Raw genomic sequence first — 16,035 nt, 5'->3', positions numbered from 1 at the left:
AGGAGTAGAGTTTCCAAACGGCCTCTAAGCCTGGGTCAGTGGATACTGCTCCCTCAGCGTCTTCAACACCTGGTCGCCGGGCATCGGCGCGCCGAACATGAAGCTCTGGACATATTCGCAGCCCATCTGGCGCAGCTCCAGCGCGTCGCTTTCATCCGAAATGCCTTCCGCCACGACCGAAAGCCCCAGTTCATGCGCCATGTTGACCATGGATTTGAGCAGCACGGCGCGCTTCGGCGTCGTGTCGTCGACGAAGCTCTTGTCGATCTTGATCGTGTCGAAGGGGAAGCGCGTCAGGTAGGACAGCGATGAATAGCCGGTGCCGAAATCGTCGAGCGAGAGCCCGATGCCGAGTTGCTTCAGCTTGGTCAGTACATGCGAGGTCTGCTCGGGATTGTCCATCACCAGCGATTCGGTGAGCTCGAGCCGGAAGCAGCGCGGCTTCAGATTGGCGCGCGCGATCACCGAGCGCACGTCGCTGACCAGGTCGCGGCGGATCAGCTGGCGGCTGGACAGGTTGACCGAGACCGACAGCGGCGCGTCGCCGATCTGCTTTTGCCAGCTCGCGAGGTCCTCGGCCGCCTGCTGCATGGCGAACAGGCCGAGCTGCACGATCAGTCCGCAACTCTCGGCCACCGGGATGAAGTCCCCCGGCGGGATCATGCCGCGGCGCGGATGGTCCCAGCGAAGCAGCGCCTCGAAGCCGGCGACGCTGCCGTCCTCCAGCCGCACGATCGGCTGGTAGGCAAGCGTGAACTCGCGCCGCTCGATGGCGCGGCGAAGGTCGGATTCGAATTGCAGCCGGTCGGTGCCCACGGTGCGGAACGCAGGCCGGAACGGCTCGATCCTGTCGCCGCCGAAGCGCTTGGCCTGGTGCATGGCAAGCTCGGCGTCCTTGACCATGTCCTCGGCCGTGGTCTGCGCCGTCGTCCAGGTGATCAGGCCGATCGAGGCGGTCAGCACGATCTCGCGCTTGGCGAAGGTGATCGGATTGTTGATCGCGTGCTTGATGGCATCGGCGATCGCGGCGATGCGGGCAGGGTCCTGCTCCGAAAGCAGCATCAGCGCGAACTGGTCGCCGGCAAAGCGCGACAGCGAATCCTTCGGCTTCAAGAGCCGGTGCAGCCGGCGCGCGACGGTCAGAAGAATGGTGTCGCCGGCGGAAATGCCAAGGCCGTCATTGACCTGCTTGAAGCGGTCGATGTCGATGATGAAGACCGTCGGGCGCACCTTTTCCTCGGTGCGGGCGATCGAGATGATCGCCTCCAGCCGGTTCATGAACAATTCGCGGTTCGGCAGGCCGGTCAAATTGTCGTGCACGGCATCGTGCAGCAGCCTTTCCTCGGATTTCTTCTGCTCGGTGACGTCGACCATTGTGCCGACGCAGCGGATCACCTCGCCGTCGGAGCCGATCACCGGGCGGGCGCGCAGCGAGAACCAGTGGTAGTGACCGTCGGCGCCGCGCAGGCGGAAGTTCTGCGAGACCTTGCCGCGGCGGTGCTCCAGCACGACGTCGAGCGTGGTGCGGAACGTGTCGCGGTCGTCGGAATGCAGCACCGGCAGCCAGTTGCGGGCGGCGCCGCCAAGGCTGTTGGGCGCAAGGCCGAGCTGCAGGCTGATGTCCGGCTTGGTCACCACGCGGTCGCGCAGCACGTCCCAGTCCCACACGATGTCGCCCGAGCCGGCGACGGCGAGCGCCTGCCGCTCGAGATCGGAGAACAGGCCCTGGTGCAGCGCACCGCCGGCAAAGGCATGTTGCATGACGGTGAAGCCGATGAGCAGGATGATCAGGATCAGCCCGCCGCCCAGCGCCGGCTGCGCGATGTCGTTGTCGAGCATGCCGGTGATCGCCATCCACGACCCGCATAGCCACAGCAGCACCATCACCCAGCTCGGCACCAGCATGATGGCGCGATCATAACCGCGAATGCCGAGGAAGATGATGAGGCCGAGGCCGGTAAGCGCGGTGGCGGCAAAGGAGATGCGGGCAATGCCGGCGGCGACCGACGGGTCGACGATGGCCACGCCCGCGATCAAAAGCAGCCCGAGGATCCAGACCAGCGCGCCATAGCTGAAATGGCCATGCCATCGGTTGAGGTTGAGATAGGCGAACAGGAACACCACGAACGTGCCTGCAAGCGCCACCTCCGTGCCGGCCCGCCATATCTGCTCGTTGCCGGGCGATATCTCGATGATCTTGTTGAGGAAACCGAAGTCGACGCAGATATAGGCGAGCACCGCCCAGGCGAGCGCTGCCGTCGCCGGAAACATCGAGGTTCCCTTGACCACGAACAGGATCGTCAGGAACAGCGCCAGAAGCCCCGAGATACCGATGACGATGCCGCGGAACAGCGTGTAGGAATTGACCGAGTCCTTGTAGGAATCCGGCTCCCAGAGATAGACCTGCGGCAGTTTGGGCGAGGCGAGCTCGGCGATGAAGGTCACCACCGTTCCGGGGTTCAGCGTCACCCGGAATACGTCGGCGTCGGGGCTTGTCTGGCGGTCGAGCGCAAAGCCTTCGCTCGGCGTGATCGCGGCGATGCGAGTCGAGCCGAGGTCGGGCCAGAAGATACCGGAATTCACCAGGCGGAAATGCGGCGCGACGATCAGCCGGTCGAGCTGCTGGTCGGTGGTGTTGGCGAGCGCGAAGACGGCCCAGTCGCCGCTGGAGCGCGCGTCATTGGCTTCCACCTCGATGCGCCGCACGATGCCGTCGGGCCCCGGTGCGGTTGAGACCTGGAAATTTTCGCCCTGGTTCCGGTAGATCTGCACGGCGCCGGAGAGGTCCAGCGCCTTGTCGTCGCGCGCGATCTTGATCGGCTCCACAGCCAAAGCTGGCATTGCCGCCGAAAACGTGACGACGACCGCCAGGATGAGGGCGAACAGCGACGCGAATCGCGAAAAAGTCGTCACATTCAGCCCTTCGTTCCATCGCCCGGCGGATCGTCCGCGATCCGGGCGTAGAGGTAGTGATCCTGCCAGATGCCATTGATCCTGAGATAGGATCTCAAGAGTCCTTCGCGCCGGAATCCGGCTTTTTCAAGCACGCGGATCGACCGGGCGTTTTCGGGAATACAGGCAGCTTCGATCCGGTGCAACCGCAGCGTATCGAAGGCAAAGCGCGACACCAGCTTGACCGCCTCGGTCATCAGGCCGCGGCTGCCGAAACGTTCGCCTATCCAGTAGCCGATATGGCCGCTTTGCGCGACGCCGTGGCGGATGTTGCCGAGCGTGATGCCGCCGGCAAGCTTGCCGCTCGATTTTTCGAAGATGAAGAAGGCGATGGCCGTGCCCTGCGCGTAATCCTCGCGGTAGCGGCTGATGCGCAGCCGCCAGGCGGTGCGGTCGAGCTCGTCCGGCTGCCAGCGCGGCTCCCAGGGTTCCAGGAAGGCGCGGCTCTCGCCGCGCACCGCCGACCATTCGCGGTAGTCGTTGGTCAAGGGTACGCGCAGGGTGACCTTGTCACCCTTCAGCGCCGGCAGGTCGCGGCGAAAGAAAGGGAGCGCGAACACGGCGTTTATTCTAAGCAGATATTCGTGGGATGCCCCACGAATATTCGCCTAGATTCCCTGGTTTCTCGCAGGTTCCGATCGCAAAACCGTGGGACACTTTTGCGGACCTGCTTAGGGTCAGACGGCGAGCCGGCGCGCCGTCGTCTGCGGGCCCGCAAGCGATTCGAGGATCGCCTCGTAGGGCGCAAGCGTGCCCACGGGACCGACCGCGGTAAGCGTCGGCTTGGTCGAGAACAGCCGTGAGGAGAGGTCGGTCAGGCGCTCGACGGTCAGCGCCGAAAGCCGCTCCATCAATTCCTCCTTGGCGATCGGTCGTCCGAACAAAAGCAGCTGCCGGGCGATCTGCGAGGCGCGGCTTGCCGGGCTTTCGGCCGACATGATGAGGCCGGCGCGATACTGCGCCCGCGCCCGTTCGAGTTCTTCCTGCAGGATGTTTTCGCCGGCCTTCTGCAATTCGCCGATGATCACTGGCACAAGCTTGGCGATGTCGCTCTGCCCGGTCGCGGCATGCACGCCGAAAATGCCTGTGTCGGAGAAGCCCCAGTGGAAGGCATAGACCGAGTAGCACAGGCCGCGCTTCTCGCGCACTTCCTGGAACAGCCTCGACGACATGCCGCCGCCCAGGATCATCGACAGCACCTGCGAGGCGTAGAAATCGCGCACGTGGTAGGCGCGGCCCTCGAAGCCGAGCACGATCTGCGCGTCCATCAGGTCGCGATCCTCGCGGAAGTCGCCGCCGACATATTGCGCATATTGCGGGATATTGCCCGCCGCCTTGGCGCGGAAGCCGCCGAGCCGTTTCTCGACCTCGCGCACGAAATCGTCGTGCTTGACGTCGCCGGCCGCCACGATGACCATCCGCTCGGCGTCGTACTGCCGTTCGATGAAGTCGTGCAATTGCCTGGAGGTGAAGGATTTGACCGTCTCCGGCGTGCCCAGGATCGAGCGGCCGATGGTCTGATGGCGGAAGGCCGTTTCGGTGAAGCGGTCGAAGACGATGTCGTCGGGCGTGTCGTGCGCGGCGCCGATCTCCTGCAGGATCACATGCTGCTCGCGCTCAAGCTCTTCCGGGTCGAATTCGGATTCCTGCAGGATGTCGGACAGGATATCGACCGCCAGCGGCACGTCGTCGGACAGCACCCTGGCATAGTAGGAGGTCGTCTCGACGCTGGTGGCGGCGTTGATCTCGCCGCCGACATTCTCGATTTCCGAGGCGATCTCGAAGGCGCTGCGGCGCTTCGTGCCCTTGAACGCCATGTGCTCGAGCAGATGGGCCATGCCATGCTCTTCGTCGCGCTCATTGCGAGCGCCTGACTTCACCCAGGCCCCAAGGGCAACCGATTCGATGCTTGGAAGGGTTTCGGTGGCGACTGTCAGGCCGTTCGACAGACGGCTTACCTCAACACCCATATGGCAAGTACTCCCTAACGCGCCGCCCGCGTGTGGCGGCTCACGTATTCTTCCACCATTTTCAGCTCGGATGGAAGTATCGTGTATTTTTCGTCGGCTGTCATCAAGCCGCCTAGCCATGCGGGCAGGACAGGAGCGATGCCGCTGGCGGCCTCGACCGCCGCCGGGAATTTCGCCGGATGCGCGGTGCCGAGCACCACCATGGGAACCGGAACCGAGGGATGGGCGGCTGCGACATGGACGGCGGCGGCCGTGTGCGGATCGAGCAGGTAGTTGCTCGCTTCGAGCGTTGCGCGGATGGTGGCTGCGACCTCCTCGACGGTAGCGCGGCCGGCGTCGAATTCGGCGCGGATGCGCTCGAGTTCGCCGGCCTCGATGGTGAAGGCGCCGGACTGCTTCAGCCCGTTCATGTAGCGCGTGACCGTCGCGGCATCGCGACTGGCCGCCTCGAACAGCAGGCGCTCGAAATTCGACGAGACCTGGATGTCCATCGACGGCGAGGTCGTGGCGAACACGCCTTTGGTGCGGTATTCGCCGCCGGCAAGCGTGCGCGCCAGAATGTCGTTGTCGTTGGTGGCGATGATCAGCCGCTCGATCGGCAGGCCCATGCGCTTGGCGGCGTAACCGGCGAAAATATCGCCAAAATTGCCGGTCGGCACGGTGAAGGAAACCGGCCGGTCCGGCGCGCCGAGCGACAGCGCCGACGAGAAATAATAGACGATCTGGGCCATGATGCGGGCCCAGTTGATCGAATTGACGCCCGACAGCGACACTCGGTCGCGGAAGGCGTGATCGTTGAACATGTCCTTCACCAGGCCCTGGCAGTCGTCGAAATTGCCTTCGACCGACAGCGCATGGACGTTTGCCGCGCTCGACGTCGTCATCTGACGCTGCTGCACCGGCGAGACCTTGCCGTGCGGGAAAAGGATGAAGATGTCGGTGCGGTCGCGGCCGGCGAAGGCGTCGATCGCAGCGCCGCCTGTGTCTCCGGAGGTGGCGCCGACGATGGTGGCGCGCTGGCCGCGTTCGGAAAGCACGTGGTCCATCAGCCGCGCCAGCAACTGCATCGCCACGTCCTTGAAGGCCAGTGTCGGGCCGTGGAACAGCTCGAGGACGAAGGTGTTTTTCCCGGTCTGCACCAGCGGGCATACGGCTTCATGCCGGAAGGTTGCGTAGGCCTCGCGCACCAGCCGTTCGAAGACGGGCGCCGCGATCTCGCCGCCCAGGAACGGCGTCAGCACGCGGATGGCGAGGTCCGGATAGGCAAGCCCGCGCATGGCGCGGATGTCGGCGGCGGAAAACTGCGGCCATTCGCGCGGCACGTAGAGCCCGCCGTCGCGCGCCAGCCCGGCCAGCACCGCGTCGGAAAATCCAAGCACGGGCGCATCCCCGCGAGTACTCACATATTGCATCGTAGAAGGTCCATTGCTGCTGTTCGCGTCATCCACGGCAATTGGTTAATTTTCCCAGCCGGCTCAGTCGCATTTTTGCCGCGCGGTTGCTATACGTCACCGGCTTTATAAGAGGGAAGTGCAGTTTCATGGCGTTTTATTCGGTCAACCGTCGTTTTGTCGCGGGTCTGGCGCTTACTGGCTTTATGCTTGCCGCCGCCGGCTGCCAATCGGGCGACAATGGCATTCTTGACTTCGGTTTAACCAAGAAGGATCCGACCGCGCCGCCACCGCCGCAGGATCCCAAGATACTCGCCAGCCAGTTGCGGGCCTATTGCCCGAAAGTGACGCTGCGCGAAGGCACCGCCTATTTCAACACCTATGCCAGGGGCACGGCCGCGAAGCCCAGGAAAAAGAAGGTTGATGCCACTGCGGAAGCCGAGGCCGAGGCAGCCGCCGTGGCCGCCCAGACCGGACCCAATGGCCAGCCCATCGACCCCAATCACGATCCATCGAAGATCATCTACCAGGCCTCGGTCACCGACGTGACGCGCGATTGCACCCATGCCAACGGTCAGATGTCGATGAAGATCGCCGTCGCCGGCAAGATCGTGCCGGGGCCATTGTTCACGCCCGGCACCATCACCATGCCGATCCGCATCGCGGTACAGCATGGCGACGAGGTGCTTTATTCGCAACTGCACCCGTATCAGGTGCAGGTCACCGACCCGTCGGCCGCTACCCAGTTCGTCTTCGTCGATAGCAATGTCGTGGTGCCGGAGCCGACCGCGCGCGACTATCAGGCCTATGCCGGCTATGACGAGAACACGCCGGCAGCGGCTGCAGAAAAGTCCAAGGGCAAGAGGAAGAAGCGCGCCCCGGCGACGAATTGAGGCGGCAGAGATCGCCGCACCGGTTTCGGGAATGTAGCGCCGGAGGACGCCTCAAGCGTCTTCCGACCACTCCGACAGCGCGGCGATCGTGCTGTTGAGCTCCGCCCAGCGCCGGATGACCGTCTCGGCGCCGGCCTCGGTCAGCGCGTCGGCGTGGCCCGGATAGCTGTGCCCGGCGCCGGTGAAGCCGATGACTCGCATGCCGGCCGCCCTGGCGCCGGCGATGCCATGCACGGAATCCTCGACGACGAAGGTGTTCTTCGGGTTGGCGCCGAGCTTTTCGGCGGCGTAGAGGAACACGTCCGGCGCCGGCTTGGTCTTCTTGCTGGGTATGTCCAGCCCTGAGAAGATGCGGCCGGCGAAGAACGGCAGCAGCCGTACCTTCTCCAGCATGAATTCGACCCGCTCGGTGCGTGAGTTGGAGCAGACCGCGCGGGGCGCGGTGACGGCCGCGACCGCCTCGCGGGCGCCGTCGATGATGCGCACGTCTGAGCGCAGCTTGCGGTCGACCAGTTGCTCGGCGCGGTCGATCAGCGAGGCCTGGAACGGGATCTGCGACTTTTCCTCGACCCGCAGCATGATGTCCTTGAAGGTCAGGCCGGCATAGGTCTCGGCAAGCTCTTCCGCCGAGATCTCGAATCCGGCCGACGTCAGAAGCTCGGCCTCGACGCGCGCGGCGACGATTTCAGAATCGACGAGCACGCCGTCGCAATCGAAAATGACAAGATCTGGCTGGGGCATGGCAATCCGAAAACATTGGGGGAAGGCCTGACTGGCTCAAGCGGCGCGGCATACACCAATGGGCCGGCCTTCGCAAACCTCAGGAGCCAGGCGCCGGGCCTTCACCGAATGTTTACGCTGATCGGTAACCATAACAGCCAGTAAACCGTAACGCGTTCCTTTGGGTGTTTTGATGTCTGCTGTGCGTCTTCTCGACGAGCTTTCCCATGCTCCCCAGCAGTCCGAATGGCTGGACACCATCCTGAAAGGCGATTGCGTCGCCGCGCTGGACAGGCTGCCGGAAAAGTCGATCGACATCATCTTCGCCGACCCGCCCTACAATTTGCAGCTCGACGGCGATCTGCACCGGCCCGACCAGTCCAAGGTCGACGCCGTCGACGACGACTGGGACCAGTTCGAGAGTTTCGAGGCCTATGACGCCTTCACCCGGGCCTGGCTGCTGGCGGCGCGCCGCGTGCTGAAGCCCAGCGGCACCATCTGGGTCATCGGCTCCTACCACAATATTTTCCGCGTTGGCGCCCGCATGCAGGATCTCGGCTTCTGGATCCTCAACGACATCGTCTGGCGCAAGACCAACCCGATGCCGAATTTCCGCGGCCGCCGTTTCCAGAACGCGCATGAGACGATGATCTGGGCCTCGCGCGACCAGAAGGCCAAGGGCTACACCTTCAATTATGAGGCGCTGAAGGCCTCGAACGACGATCTGCAGATGCGCTCGGACTGGCTGTTCCCGATCTGCACCGGCGGCGAGCGTCTCAAGGACGAGAACGGCAACAAGGTGCATCCGACGCAGAAGCCGGAAGCTCTGCTTGCCCGCATCATGATGGCCTCGACCAAGCCGGGCGATGTCGTGCTCGATCCTTTCTTCGGCTCGGGCACCACCGGCGCGGTTGCCAAGCGCCTTGGCCGTCACTTTGTCGGCATCGAGCGCGAGCAGGCCTATATCGATGCCGCCAACGAGCGCATCGCCGCCGTGCGCCCGCTGGAAAACGCCGATCTGACCGTGCTTTCGGGCAAGCGCGCCGAACCGCGTGTCGCCTTCATTAGCCTGATCGACAACGGCCTGGTCGTGCCGGGCGTCACGCTCTACGACGCCAAGAAGCGCTGGGCGGCAAAGGTGCGCGCCGACGGCACGCTGGCCATCGGCGACAGCGCCGGCTCCATCCACAAGATCGGCGCCGAAGTGCAGGGGCTGGATGCCTGCAACGGCTGGACCTTCTGGCACTATGAGCGCAGCGGCGGGTTGACCCCGATCGACGAACTGCGCCGCATCGCCCGCCTCGGCATGGAGCGGGCAGGCGCCTGATCCGTTGAATCAAAACTTCAACGGATCGCTGCAAGCGATTCAGTTCAAGCCGCAATCCCTAGCCGTTCAAGGTCCGCTTTAAGCGTCCTGGCGTCGGTGAACAGCACTGCCTGCCAGCCGGCGGCCTTGGCGCCGTCGACATTCTTCTGGCTGTCGTCGATGAACAGCGATGCCGCAGGCTCGAGTCCGAATGAAGCGGCGTGATGATCGTAGATCCTGCGATCGGGCTTGATCAGGCCGATCTCGGCGGACACCGTTATGCCGCGTGGGCGATCGAGGAATGGAAAACGGCCCCGTGCCTCGACGAATGTGTCGGCGGCCCAATTGGTCAGCAGCGTCACGTCGTGATCGGTGTCGATAAGCCTCTCTAGGATGGCAACGCTGTCGTCATAGGCATGCGGTGCCATTTCGTGCCAGTGGCGACGGAAATTGCGGATGTTTTCCGCGTGATCCGGATGTTCTGCGATGGCTAGCGCCTCTGCCTCTTCCCAGGTGCGGCCGCGGTCCTGCTCGATGTTCCAGTCATGCGTGCAGACATTGTCAAAGAACCATTTCCGCTCCGTCTCGTCGGGAATCAGCCGGCTGAACGGAATGTTGGGATCGTAATGGACCAGCACCTTGCCGATGTCGAAAACGATGTGGCGGATTTCAGTCATGGAGCCTCTGTCAATGCGGGCGCTGCTTTTTCGTCGCGCCGGGTATCGCCGCTTCGATTGCCTTTTTCATGACGGTGGGCAGCGCCTCCCCGGAAATTTCATGGGCCAGCGACCAGAAATGCCCGTCCGGCGCCTCACCCTTGACGGGGGCATGGAAGATTTCAAGTTCGAGCGCGAAATGGGTGAAGACATGGCCGATCTGCCCGGCGCGCCGCCAATCGGCGGGAAACGGCGCGGCGTCGGCCGTCGTCGCTCCGTCTACCCGCGCCGTCCAGCCGGTCGTTGGCACTTCGGTCATGCCGCCGAGCAAGCCCTTCTCCGGCCGCTTGCGCAGCAGGATGGCGCCGTCGCCGCGCTCGGCGACGAAGGCCGCACCCTTTCGCAGCGGCTTGTCGTCTTTCGGCAGGCGGATCGGGAAGCGTTCCGGATCGCCATTGAGAATGGCGCTGCAATCCTGGCGCACCGGACACAGCATGCAGCGCGGCCGCTTCGGCGTGCAGATCGTCGCGCCAAGGTCCATCATCGCCTGGGCGAAGTCGCCGGGCCGCGTTTGCGGCACCAGCTTCTCCACCAGCGCGCGGATTTGCGGTTTGGCTTCGCCGAGCGGCGTTTCGATCGAATGGAGCCGGGTCATAACCCGCTCGACATTGCCGTCGACGACCGCTGCCGGCCGGTCGAAGGCGATCGCCGCGATCGCCGCCGCGGTATAGGCGCCGATCCCCGGCAATTCGCGCAGGCCCGCCTCGGTGTCGGGGAAGCCGCCGCCCCGCAGCGCCACAAGATCGGCGCAGGCTTTCAGGTTGCGCGCCCTGGAATAATAGCCGAGCCCGGCCCAGGCCTTCATCACGTCCTCGACGGGCGCCGCCGCCAGCGCCTCGACCGTCGGCCATTTCTCGACGAAGTTGCGGAAATAGGCTTTTACCGCCTCGACCGTGGTCTGCTGCAGCATCACTTCGGACAGCCAGACGCGATAGGGATCGGCCCTTGCGCCGCCCGCGAACGCGCCGGGCGTGACGCGCCAGGGCAGGTCGCGGTGATGCGCGTCGTACCAGGCAAGCAGCCGGGACGCGATGCCCGTATCGCCGGATGCGGCCTGTCGTGATGCCTTGCGGGTCTGATCTAGCGGTGCCATTGATCGGATGAGCTGGGAGACTGGAGAACGCACATGGCAGGGAAAAGGCCCTTCGGCAATCCCGTTCCGGTGAGCGATCTCGCGACCGAGATTCTCGATCCGGTGCTGAGGAAACGCGCCGGCATCTCGATCGGGCTGGTGCAATCCTGGGAAGAGATCGCCGGGCCGCGCCTTGCCAGCCACTCGCGGCCGGAAAAAATCCAGTGGCCGCGCCGCCTGCATGAGGACGATCCGTTCGAGCCGGCGACGCTGATCATCGCTTGCGAGGGCATGGCGGCGCTTCATCTGCAGCATGAGGCCGGCGAGGTCATCAACCGCGTCAACGCCTTCCTGGGTTTCAACGCGGTCGGCCGCATCAAGATCCTGCAAAAGCCGGTGCTTTCGCAAAAGGCGCGGCCGAAGCCGGCGCCGCGACCTTTGAGCGAGGTGGAGAAGTCGAAGCTTTCGCATTTGGTCGGCAAGATCGAGGATGACGGCCTGCGTGCCTCGCTGGAGCGGCTCGGCGCCACAATTATGGGTGTAAGGAAGCCCAAAGGGTCGTAGAAGCGTCAAGAATGCGTCGCCAATCTCGCGCATTCGTGATGCCGATGATCGAGTTTCGCGATTGGATTGGGGATCGCGATGCCTTAATTCGCGCCAACTCTCGCCTTTTCTAGCCTTTGCATTGCAAAATCCAACCGATATCAGGTGATTCGCATGAACCGTGCCCCGTTTGGCAAAAGCTTGTCCCGCAGAAACCTTCTGACCACGCTGGCCGCTGTTCCTGCGGTGGCGCTGCTTGCCGCATGCAGCGACTCGGGCGAGGACGCGAAGGCGGCCGACGTGAAGCCCGCCAACCCGTCGACGCCAGCCACGCCGGCGGCCGCTAAGGTGCCGGAAGCGCAGGGCACGGTCGACATGGCGGAATTGCTGAAGCCCGGCGCGCTGCCCGACAAGCAGCTCGGCAAGGACAACGCCAAGGTCACCATTGTCGAATATGCCTCAATGACATGCCCGCATTGCGCGCATTTCAACGACACCACCTTCCCTGAGTTGAAGAAGAAGTATATCGACACCGGCAAGGCCCGTTACATCCTGCGCGAATTCCCGTTCGACCCGAGCGCCGAGGCCGGCTTTATGCTGGCGCGCTGCTCCAAGGACAACTACTTCGCCATGGTCGACGTGCTGTTCAAGCAGCAGCCGAGCTGGGTCGGCGTCAACAACACCAAGGAAGCGCTGCTGCAGATTTCCAAGCTGGCCGGTTTTACACAGGAGTCCTTTGAGTCCTGCTTGACGGACCAGAAACTTCTGGACGATGTGAGAGCAGTCCAGAAACGCGGAGCGGACGAGTTCAAGGTCGACTCGACGCCGACCTTCTTCATCAATGGAAAGACCTACAAAGGGGCGATGTCGATTGAGGAAATGTCGGCCATCATCGACCCTCTGCTCTGACGCCCGGGCCGTGCCGAAGCAGCTCGGTTTCGGCGCTTCCGCCTGTAGTGTAGGGCGGCGCGAATGAAGTTTTCGCGCCTTCGCCTCCTCGGTTTCAAGTCCTTCGTCGAGCCCGGCGAGTTCGTCATCGAACGCGGGCTGACCGGCATTGTCGGGCCGAATGGCTGCGGCAAGTCGAACCTCGTCGAAGCGCTGCGCTGGGTGATGGGCGAAAGCTCCTACAAGAACATGCGCGCGTCCGGCATGGACGATGTGATCTTTTCCGGCTCCGGCGCTCGTCCGGCGCGCAACACCGCCGAAGTCACGCTTTTCCTCGACAATACCGACCGCACCGCGCCCGCAGCCTTCAACGACGCCGACGAATTGCAGGTGTCGCGCCGCATCGAGCGCGAGGCGGGCTCGCTCTACCGCATCAACGGCAAGGAAGCCCGCGCCAAGGACGTGCAGCTTCTGTTCGCCGACCAGTCGACCGGTGCGCGTTCGCCCTCCATGGTCGGCCAGGGCCGCATCGGCGAGCTGATCCAGGCCAAACCCCAGGCTCGCCGTGCCCTGCTGGAAGAGGCCGCTGGCATCTCCGGCCTGCACACGCGCCGCCATGAGGCGGAGCTTCGGCTGAAGGGCGCCGAGCAGAACCTCGAACGGCTCGACGATGTCGTCGGCGAGCTGGAAGGCCAGATCGAAAGCCTGAAGCGCCAGGCGCGCCAGGCCTCGCGCTTCAAGAACCTCTCGGCCGATATCCGCAAGGCCGAGGCGACGCTGCTGCATCTGCGCTGGACACTGGCCAAGACCCAGGAAGGCGAGGCGCGTTCCGCTCTTGCGGTTGCGACCACGCTGGTCGGCGACCGCGCCGCCGCCCAGATGGCGGCCGCCAGGGAGCAGGGCATCGCCGCGCACCGGCTGCCGGACCTGCGCGACGCCGAAGCCGCCGCTGCCGCCGCCTTCCAGCGCCTGTCGATCGCCAAGACGCAGATCGAGGAAGAGGCCGGCCGCATCCGCGCGCGCCAGACCGAGCTCGAACGACGGCTGCAGCAGCTCGACGCCGACATCGCCCGCGAGGAGCGGATGGTGCGCGACAACGCCGATATCCTCGAGCGGCTTCGCACCGAGGAGGCCGAGCTCAATTCGGAGAACGCCGGCGCCGCCGAGCGCGAGGCGACCACGCGCGCCGCGTTCGAACAGGCCGGCGCGACGCTGTCGCAAAGCGAGGCAAGGCTCGCCGCGCTGACCGCCGAACGCGCCGAGGCTGCTGCCTCGCGCCACCAGACCGAGCGCACCTTGCGCGAGACCGCGGAGCGCCGCGATCGTTTTGCCCGCCAGCTCGCCGAGGTCGACCGCGAGCTCTCCGACATCGTTTCGCGCATTGCCGGCCTGCCCGATCCCGCCGAGAAGCGGCTTCTGGTCGAGGATGCGCTGGCCCGGCTGGAAGAGAGCGAGGCCGGCGCCATCGCCGCCGAGCAGGCGGTCGCCGAAACCCGCGCCGCCGAAAGCGCCGCCAGGCCGCCGCTGCAGGATGCCAGGGCGGAACTGGCGCGTATCGAGACCGAAGCGCGCACGCTGGCCAAAATCCTCAACGCCGCGAGCGGCGATCTTTTCCCATCGGTGCTGGAGCAGATCAGCGTCGAGCGCGGCTACGAAACGGCGCTTGGCGCAGCCCTTGGCGAGGACCTCGACGTCCCGCTCGACCGCAGCGCCCCGGTGCATTGGGGTGAGAGCGTGGTCCAGCCGGGCGATGCGGCGCTGCCCGAAGGTGTGAGGAGCCTCGCCAGCGTGGTGCGCGCGCCGGCGCAGCTTGCCCGCCGCCTGGCGCAGATCGGCATCATCGATGGCGCCGACGGCCGCCGGCTTCAAGCACAGCTTGCGCCTGGCCAGCGCCTGGTCAGCCGCGATGGCGCGCTATGGCGCTGGGACGGTTTGACGGCAAGCGCGGATGCCCCGACGGCCGCCGCGCAGCGGCTGGCGCAAAAGAACCGTCTGGCCGAGCTCGATGCCGAGGCCGTGCAGGCCACCCGCGTCCTGCGCGAGGCCGAGGAGGCGCTGGCGCGTGCCGAGCAGGCGATGCGCCAGGCAAGCGAGGCCGAGCGCAATGCGCGCCAGGCCGGCCGCGACGCCCAGCATGCGCTCGATGCCGCCCGCAATGCTCTGGCCGAGGCCGAGAAGGCCGGCGGCGAGCTGGTGAGCCGGCGCGCCGCCTTGGATGAGGCCCGCGCGCGCATCGTCGACAGCCATGAGGAAACGCAGGCGGCCTTCCTCGAAGCCGAGGAGATGCTGGAGGACGCGCCCGATCTCGGCGATCTCCAATTGCAGCTCGAACAGGCTTCCGCCAATGTCTCGCGCGACCGCGCCACGCTTGCCGATGCGCGCGCCGTGCATGAAGGGCTGCGGCGAGAAGCCGAAGCGCGCATACGCCGGCTCGACGCCATCGGCGCCGAGCGCAGGAACTGGCTGGAGCGGGCCGAGAACGCCTCGACGCAGATCGCCGCCCTTGGCGAGCGCAAGGCCGAGGCCGAAGCCGAGCGCGAAAGGCTGGCCGATGCGCCCGACGAGATCGACGCCAAGCGCCGCGCCCTGCTGACGCAGCTTTCCGAGGCCGAAGCGCTGCGCCAGGCCGCCGGCGACCGCTTGCAGGAGGCGGAAAGCAAGCAGGCCGAGCTCGACAAGGCGGCCACCGCCGCCATCCAGTCGCTTGCCGAGGCGCGCGAAACCCGCGTTCGCGCCGAGGAGCGTCTCACCGCGGCGGATGAACGCCGCGCCGAGGTCGAGGCGCGCATCCAGGAAGCGCTGAACACGCCGCCGCACCTGGTCTTCAAGCATACCGGCCTCGAAGCCGACGATCCGATGCCCGACATGGCCGAGATCGAACGCCAGCTCGACCGGCTGAAGATCGAGCGCGAGCGGCTCGGCGCCGTCAATCTGCGCGCCGAGGAAGAGCAGAGGGAATTGTCGGAGCGACTGGAAACCATCATTTCCGAGCGCGAGGACATCATCGAGGCGATCCGCAAGCTGCGCCAGGCGATCCAGAGCCTCAACCGCGAGGGCCGCGAGCGGCTGCTATCGGCTTTCGAGGTGGTCAACGGCCATTTCCAGCGGCTGTTTGCGCATCTCTTCGGCGGCGGCACGGCCGAGCTGCAGCTCATTGAGTCCGAAGATCCGCTGGAAGCGGGGCTGGAAATCCTCGCCCGGCCGCCCGGCAAGAAGCCGCAGACCATGACGCTGCTTTCCGGCGGCGAGCAGGCGCTGACGGCGATGTCGCTGATCTTCGCCGTCTTCCTCACCAATCCGGCGCCGATCTGCGTGCTCGACGAGGTCGACGCGCCGCTCGACGACCACAATGTCGAGCGCTTCTGCAATCTGATGGACGAGATGTCGAAGACGACGGAGACCCGCTTCGTCATCATCACCCACAACCCGATCACCATGGCGCGCATGGACCGCCTGTTCGGCGTCACCATGGCCGAGCAGGGCGTCAGCCAACTCGTGTCAGTTGATCTGCAGGCCGCCGAGGCGATGCGCGAGGCGAGCTGAGAGCTCAGGCTTCGGTCAGGCTTTAGGGGTGCCGGTTTTCG

At 65.2% G+C, this 16,035-nt stretch carries 12 protein-coding genes; 5 read left to right on the top strand and 7 right to left on the bottom strand.

What is annotated here, in order from left to right; translation table 11 throughout:
- Window positions 1–24: 24 nt before the first annotated feature.
- From AC0L2L_RS12690 to thrC, 4 genes are all read right to left on the bottom strand, one after another.
- A complete protein-coding gene (locus AC0L2L_RS12690) occupies window positions 25–2,841 on the bottom strand; it encodes an EAL domain-containing protein (RefSeq protein WP_473578885.1) in 2,817 nt (938 codons plus the stop codon).
- 74 nt (window positions 2,842–2,915) lie between these two features.
- Window positions 2,916–3,512, bottom strand: a complete 597-nt coding sequence (locus tag AC0L2L_RS12685; protein ID WP_027164674.1) for a GNAT family N-acetyltransferase — start codon at window positions 3,510–3,512, stop codon at window positions 2,916–2,918.
- A gap of 117 nt (window positions 3,513–3,629) precedes the next feature.
- Window positions 3,630–4,922, bottom strand: a complete 1,293-nt coding sequence (locus AC0L2L_RS12680; RefSeq protein WP_473578769.1) for a M16 family metallopeptidase — start codon at window positions 4,920–4,922, stop codon at window positions 3,630–3,632.
- 14 nt (window positions 4,923–4,936) lie between these two features.
- Window positions 4,937–6,334 carry a threonine synthase gene (thrC, locus tag AC0L2L_RS12675; protein WP_473578767.1) on the bottom strand — a complete coding sequence of 466 codons (1,398 nt, stop codon included), beginning with the start codon at window positions 6,332–6,334 and terminating at the stop codon, window positions 4,937–4,939.
- Window positions 6,335–6,462: 128 nt separating this feature from the next.
- Here thrC and AC0L2L_RS12670 point away from each other — a divergent pair, with 128 nt between their 5' ends.
- Window positions 6,463–7,206: a hypothetical protein gene (locus AC0L2L_RS12670; RefSeq protein ID WP_473578765.1), complete on the top strand. Its 744-nt coding sequence runs from the start codon at window positions 6,463–6,465 to the stop codon at window positions 7,204–7,206.
- A 51-nt stretch (window positions 7,207–7,257) separates the two neighbouring features.
- On the opposite strand, the gene AC0L2L_RS12665 is transcribed toward AC0L2L_RS12670, so the two are convergent.
- Entirely contained in the window at window positions 7,258–7,947 is a 690-nt protein-coding gene (locus tag AC0L2L_RS12665) for an HAD family hydrolase (RefSeq protein WP_473578763.1), read from the bottom strand.
- A gap of 172 nt (window positions 7,948–8,119) precedes the next feature.
- Between AC0L2L_RS12665 and AC0L2L_RS12660 the strand changes: the two genes are divergently transcribed.
- Entirely contained in the window at window positions 8,120–9,253 is a 1,134-nt protein-coding gene (locus AC0L2L_RS12660) for a DNA methyltransferase (protein ID WP_473578762.1), read from the top strand.
- 44 nt (window positions 9,254–9,297) lie between these two features.
- Here the strand turns inward: AC0L2L_RS12660 and AC0L2L_RS12655 are convergent, their stop codons facing one another.
- Together AC0L2L_RS12655 and mutY are read right to left on the bottom strand one after the other, a co-directional pair.
- Entirely contained in the window at window positions 9,298–9,909 is a 612-nt protein-coding gene (locus AC0L2L_RS12655) for an HAD family hydrolase (RefSeq protein ID WP_473578761.1), read from the bottom strand.
- Window positions 9,910–9,919: 10 nt separating this feature from the next.
- Window positions 9,920–11,041, bottom strand: a complete 1,122-nt coding sequence (gene mutY / locus AC0L2L_RS12650) for an A/G-specific adenine glycosylase (RefSeq protein WP_473578759.1) — start codon at window positions 11,039–11,041, stop codon at window positions 9,920–9,922.
- Between the two features lie 33 nt (window positions 11,042–11,074).
- Here mutY and AC0L2L_RS12645 point away from each other — a divergent pair, with 33 nt between their 5' ends.
- The 3 genes from AC0L2L_RS12645 to smc all read left to right on the top strand — a co-directional run bounded on the left by AC0L2L_RS12645 (window position 11,075) and on the right by smc (window position 15,994).
- Window positions 11,075–11,584 (top strand): DUF721 domain-containing protein, encoded by a 510-nt coding sequence (locus tag AC0L2L_RS12645; RefSeq protein WP_473578758.1) that lies wholly within the window; start codon window positions 11,075–11,077, stop codon window positions 11,582–11,584.
- A gap of 153 nt (window positions 11,585–11,737) precedes the next feature.
- Window positions 11,738–12,472, top strand: a complete 735-nt coding sequence (locus AC0L2L_RS12640; RefSeq protein ID WP_473578757.1) for a DsbA family protein — start codon at window positions 11,738–11,740, stop codon at window positions 12,470–12,472.
- Between the two features lie 63 nt (window positions 12,473–12,535).
- Window positions 12,536–15,994: a chromosome segregation protein SMC gene (gene smc / locus AC0L2L_RS12635; RefSeq protein WP_473578755.1), complete on the top strand. Its 3,459-nt coding sequence runs from the start codon at window positions 12,536–12,538 to the stop codon at window positions 15,992–15,994.
- Window positions 15,995–16,035 lie beyond the last annotated feature (41 nt).

The sequence above is a fragment of the Mesorhizobium sp. WSM4832 genome (assembly GCF_055811115.1).
The sequence above is the reverse complement of the archived record's forward strand: the minus strand, read 5'-3'. Positions and strand labels throughout refer to the sequence as shown.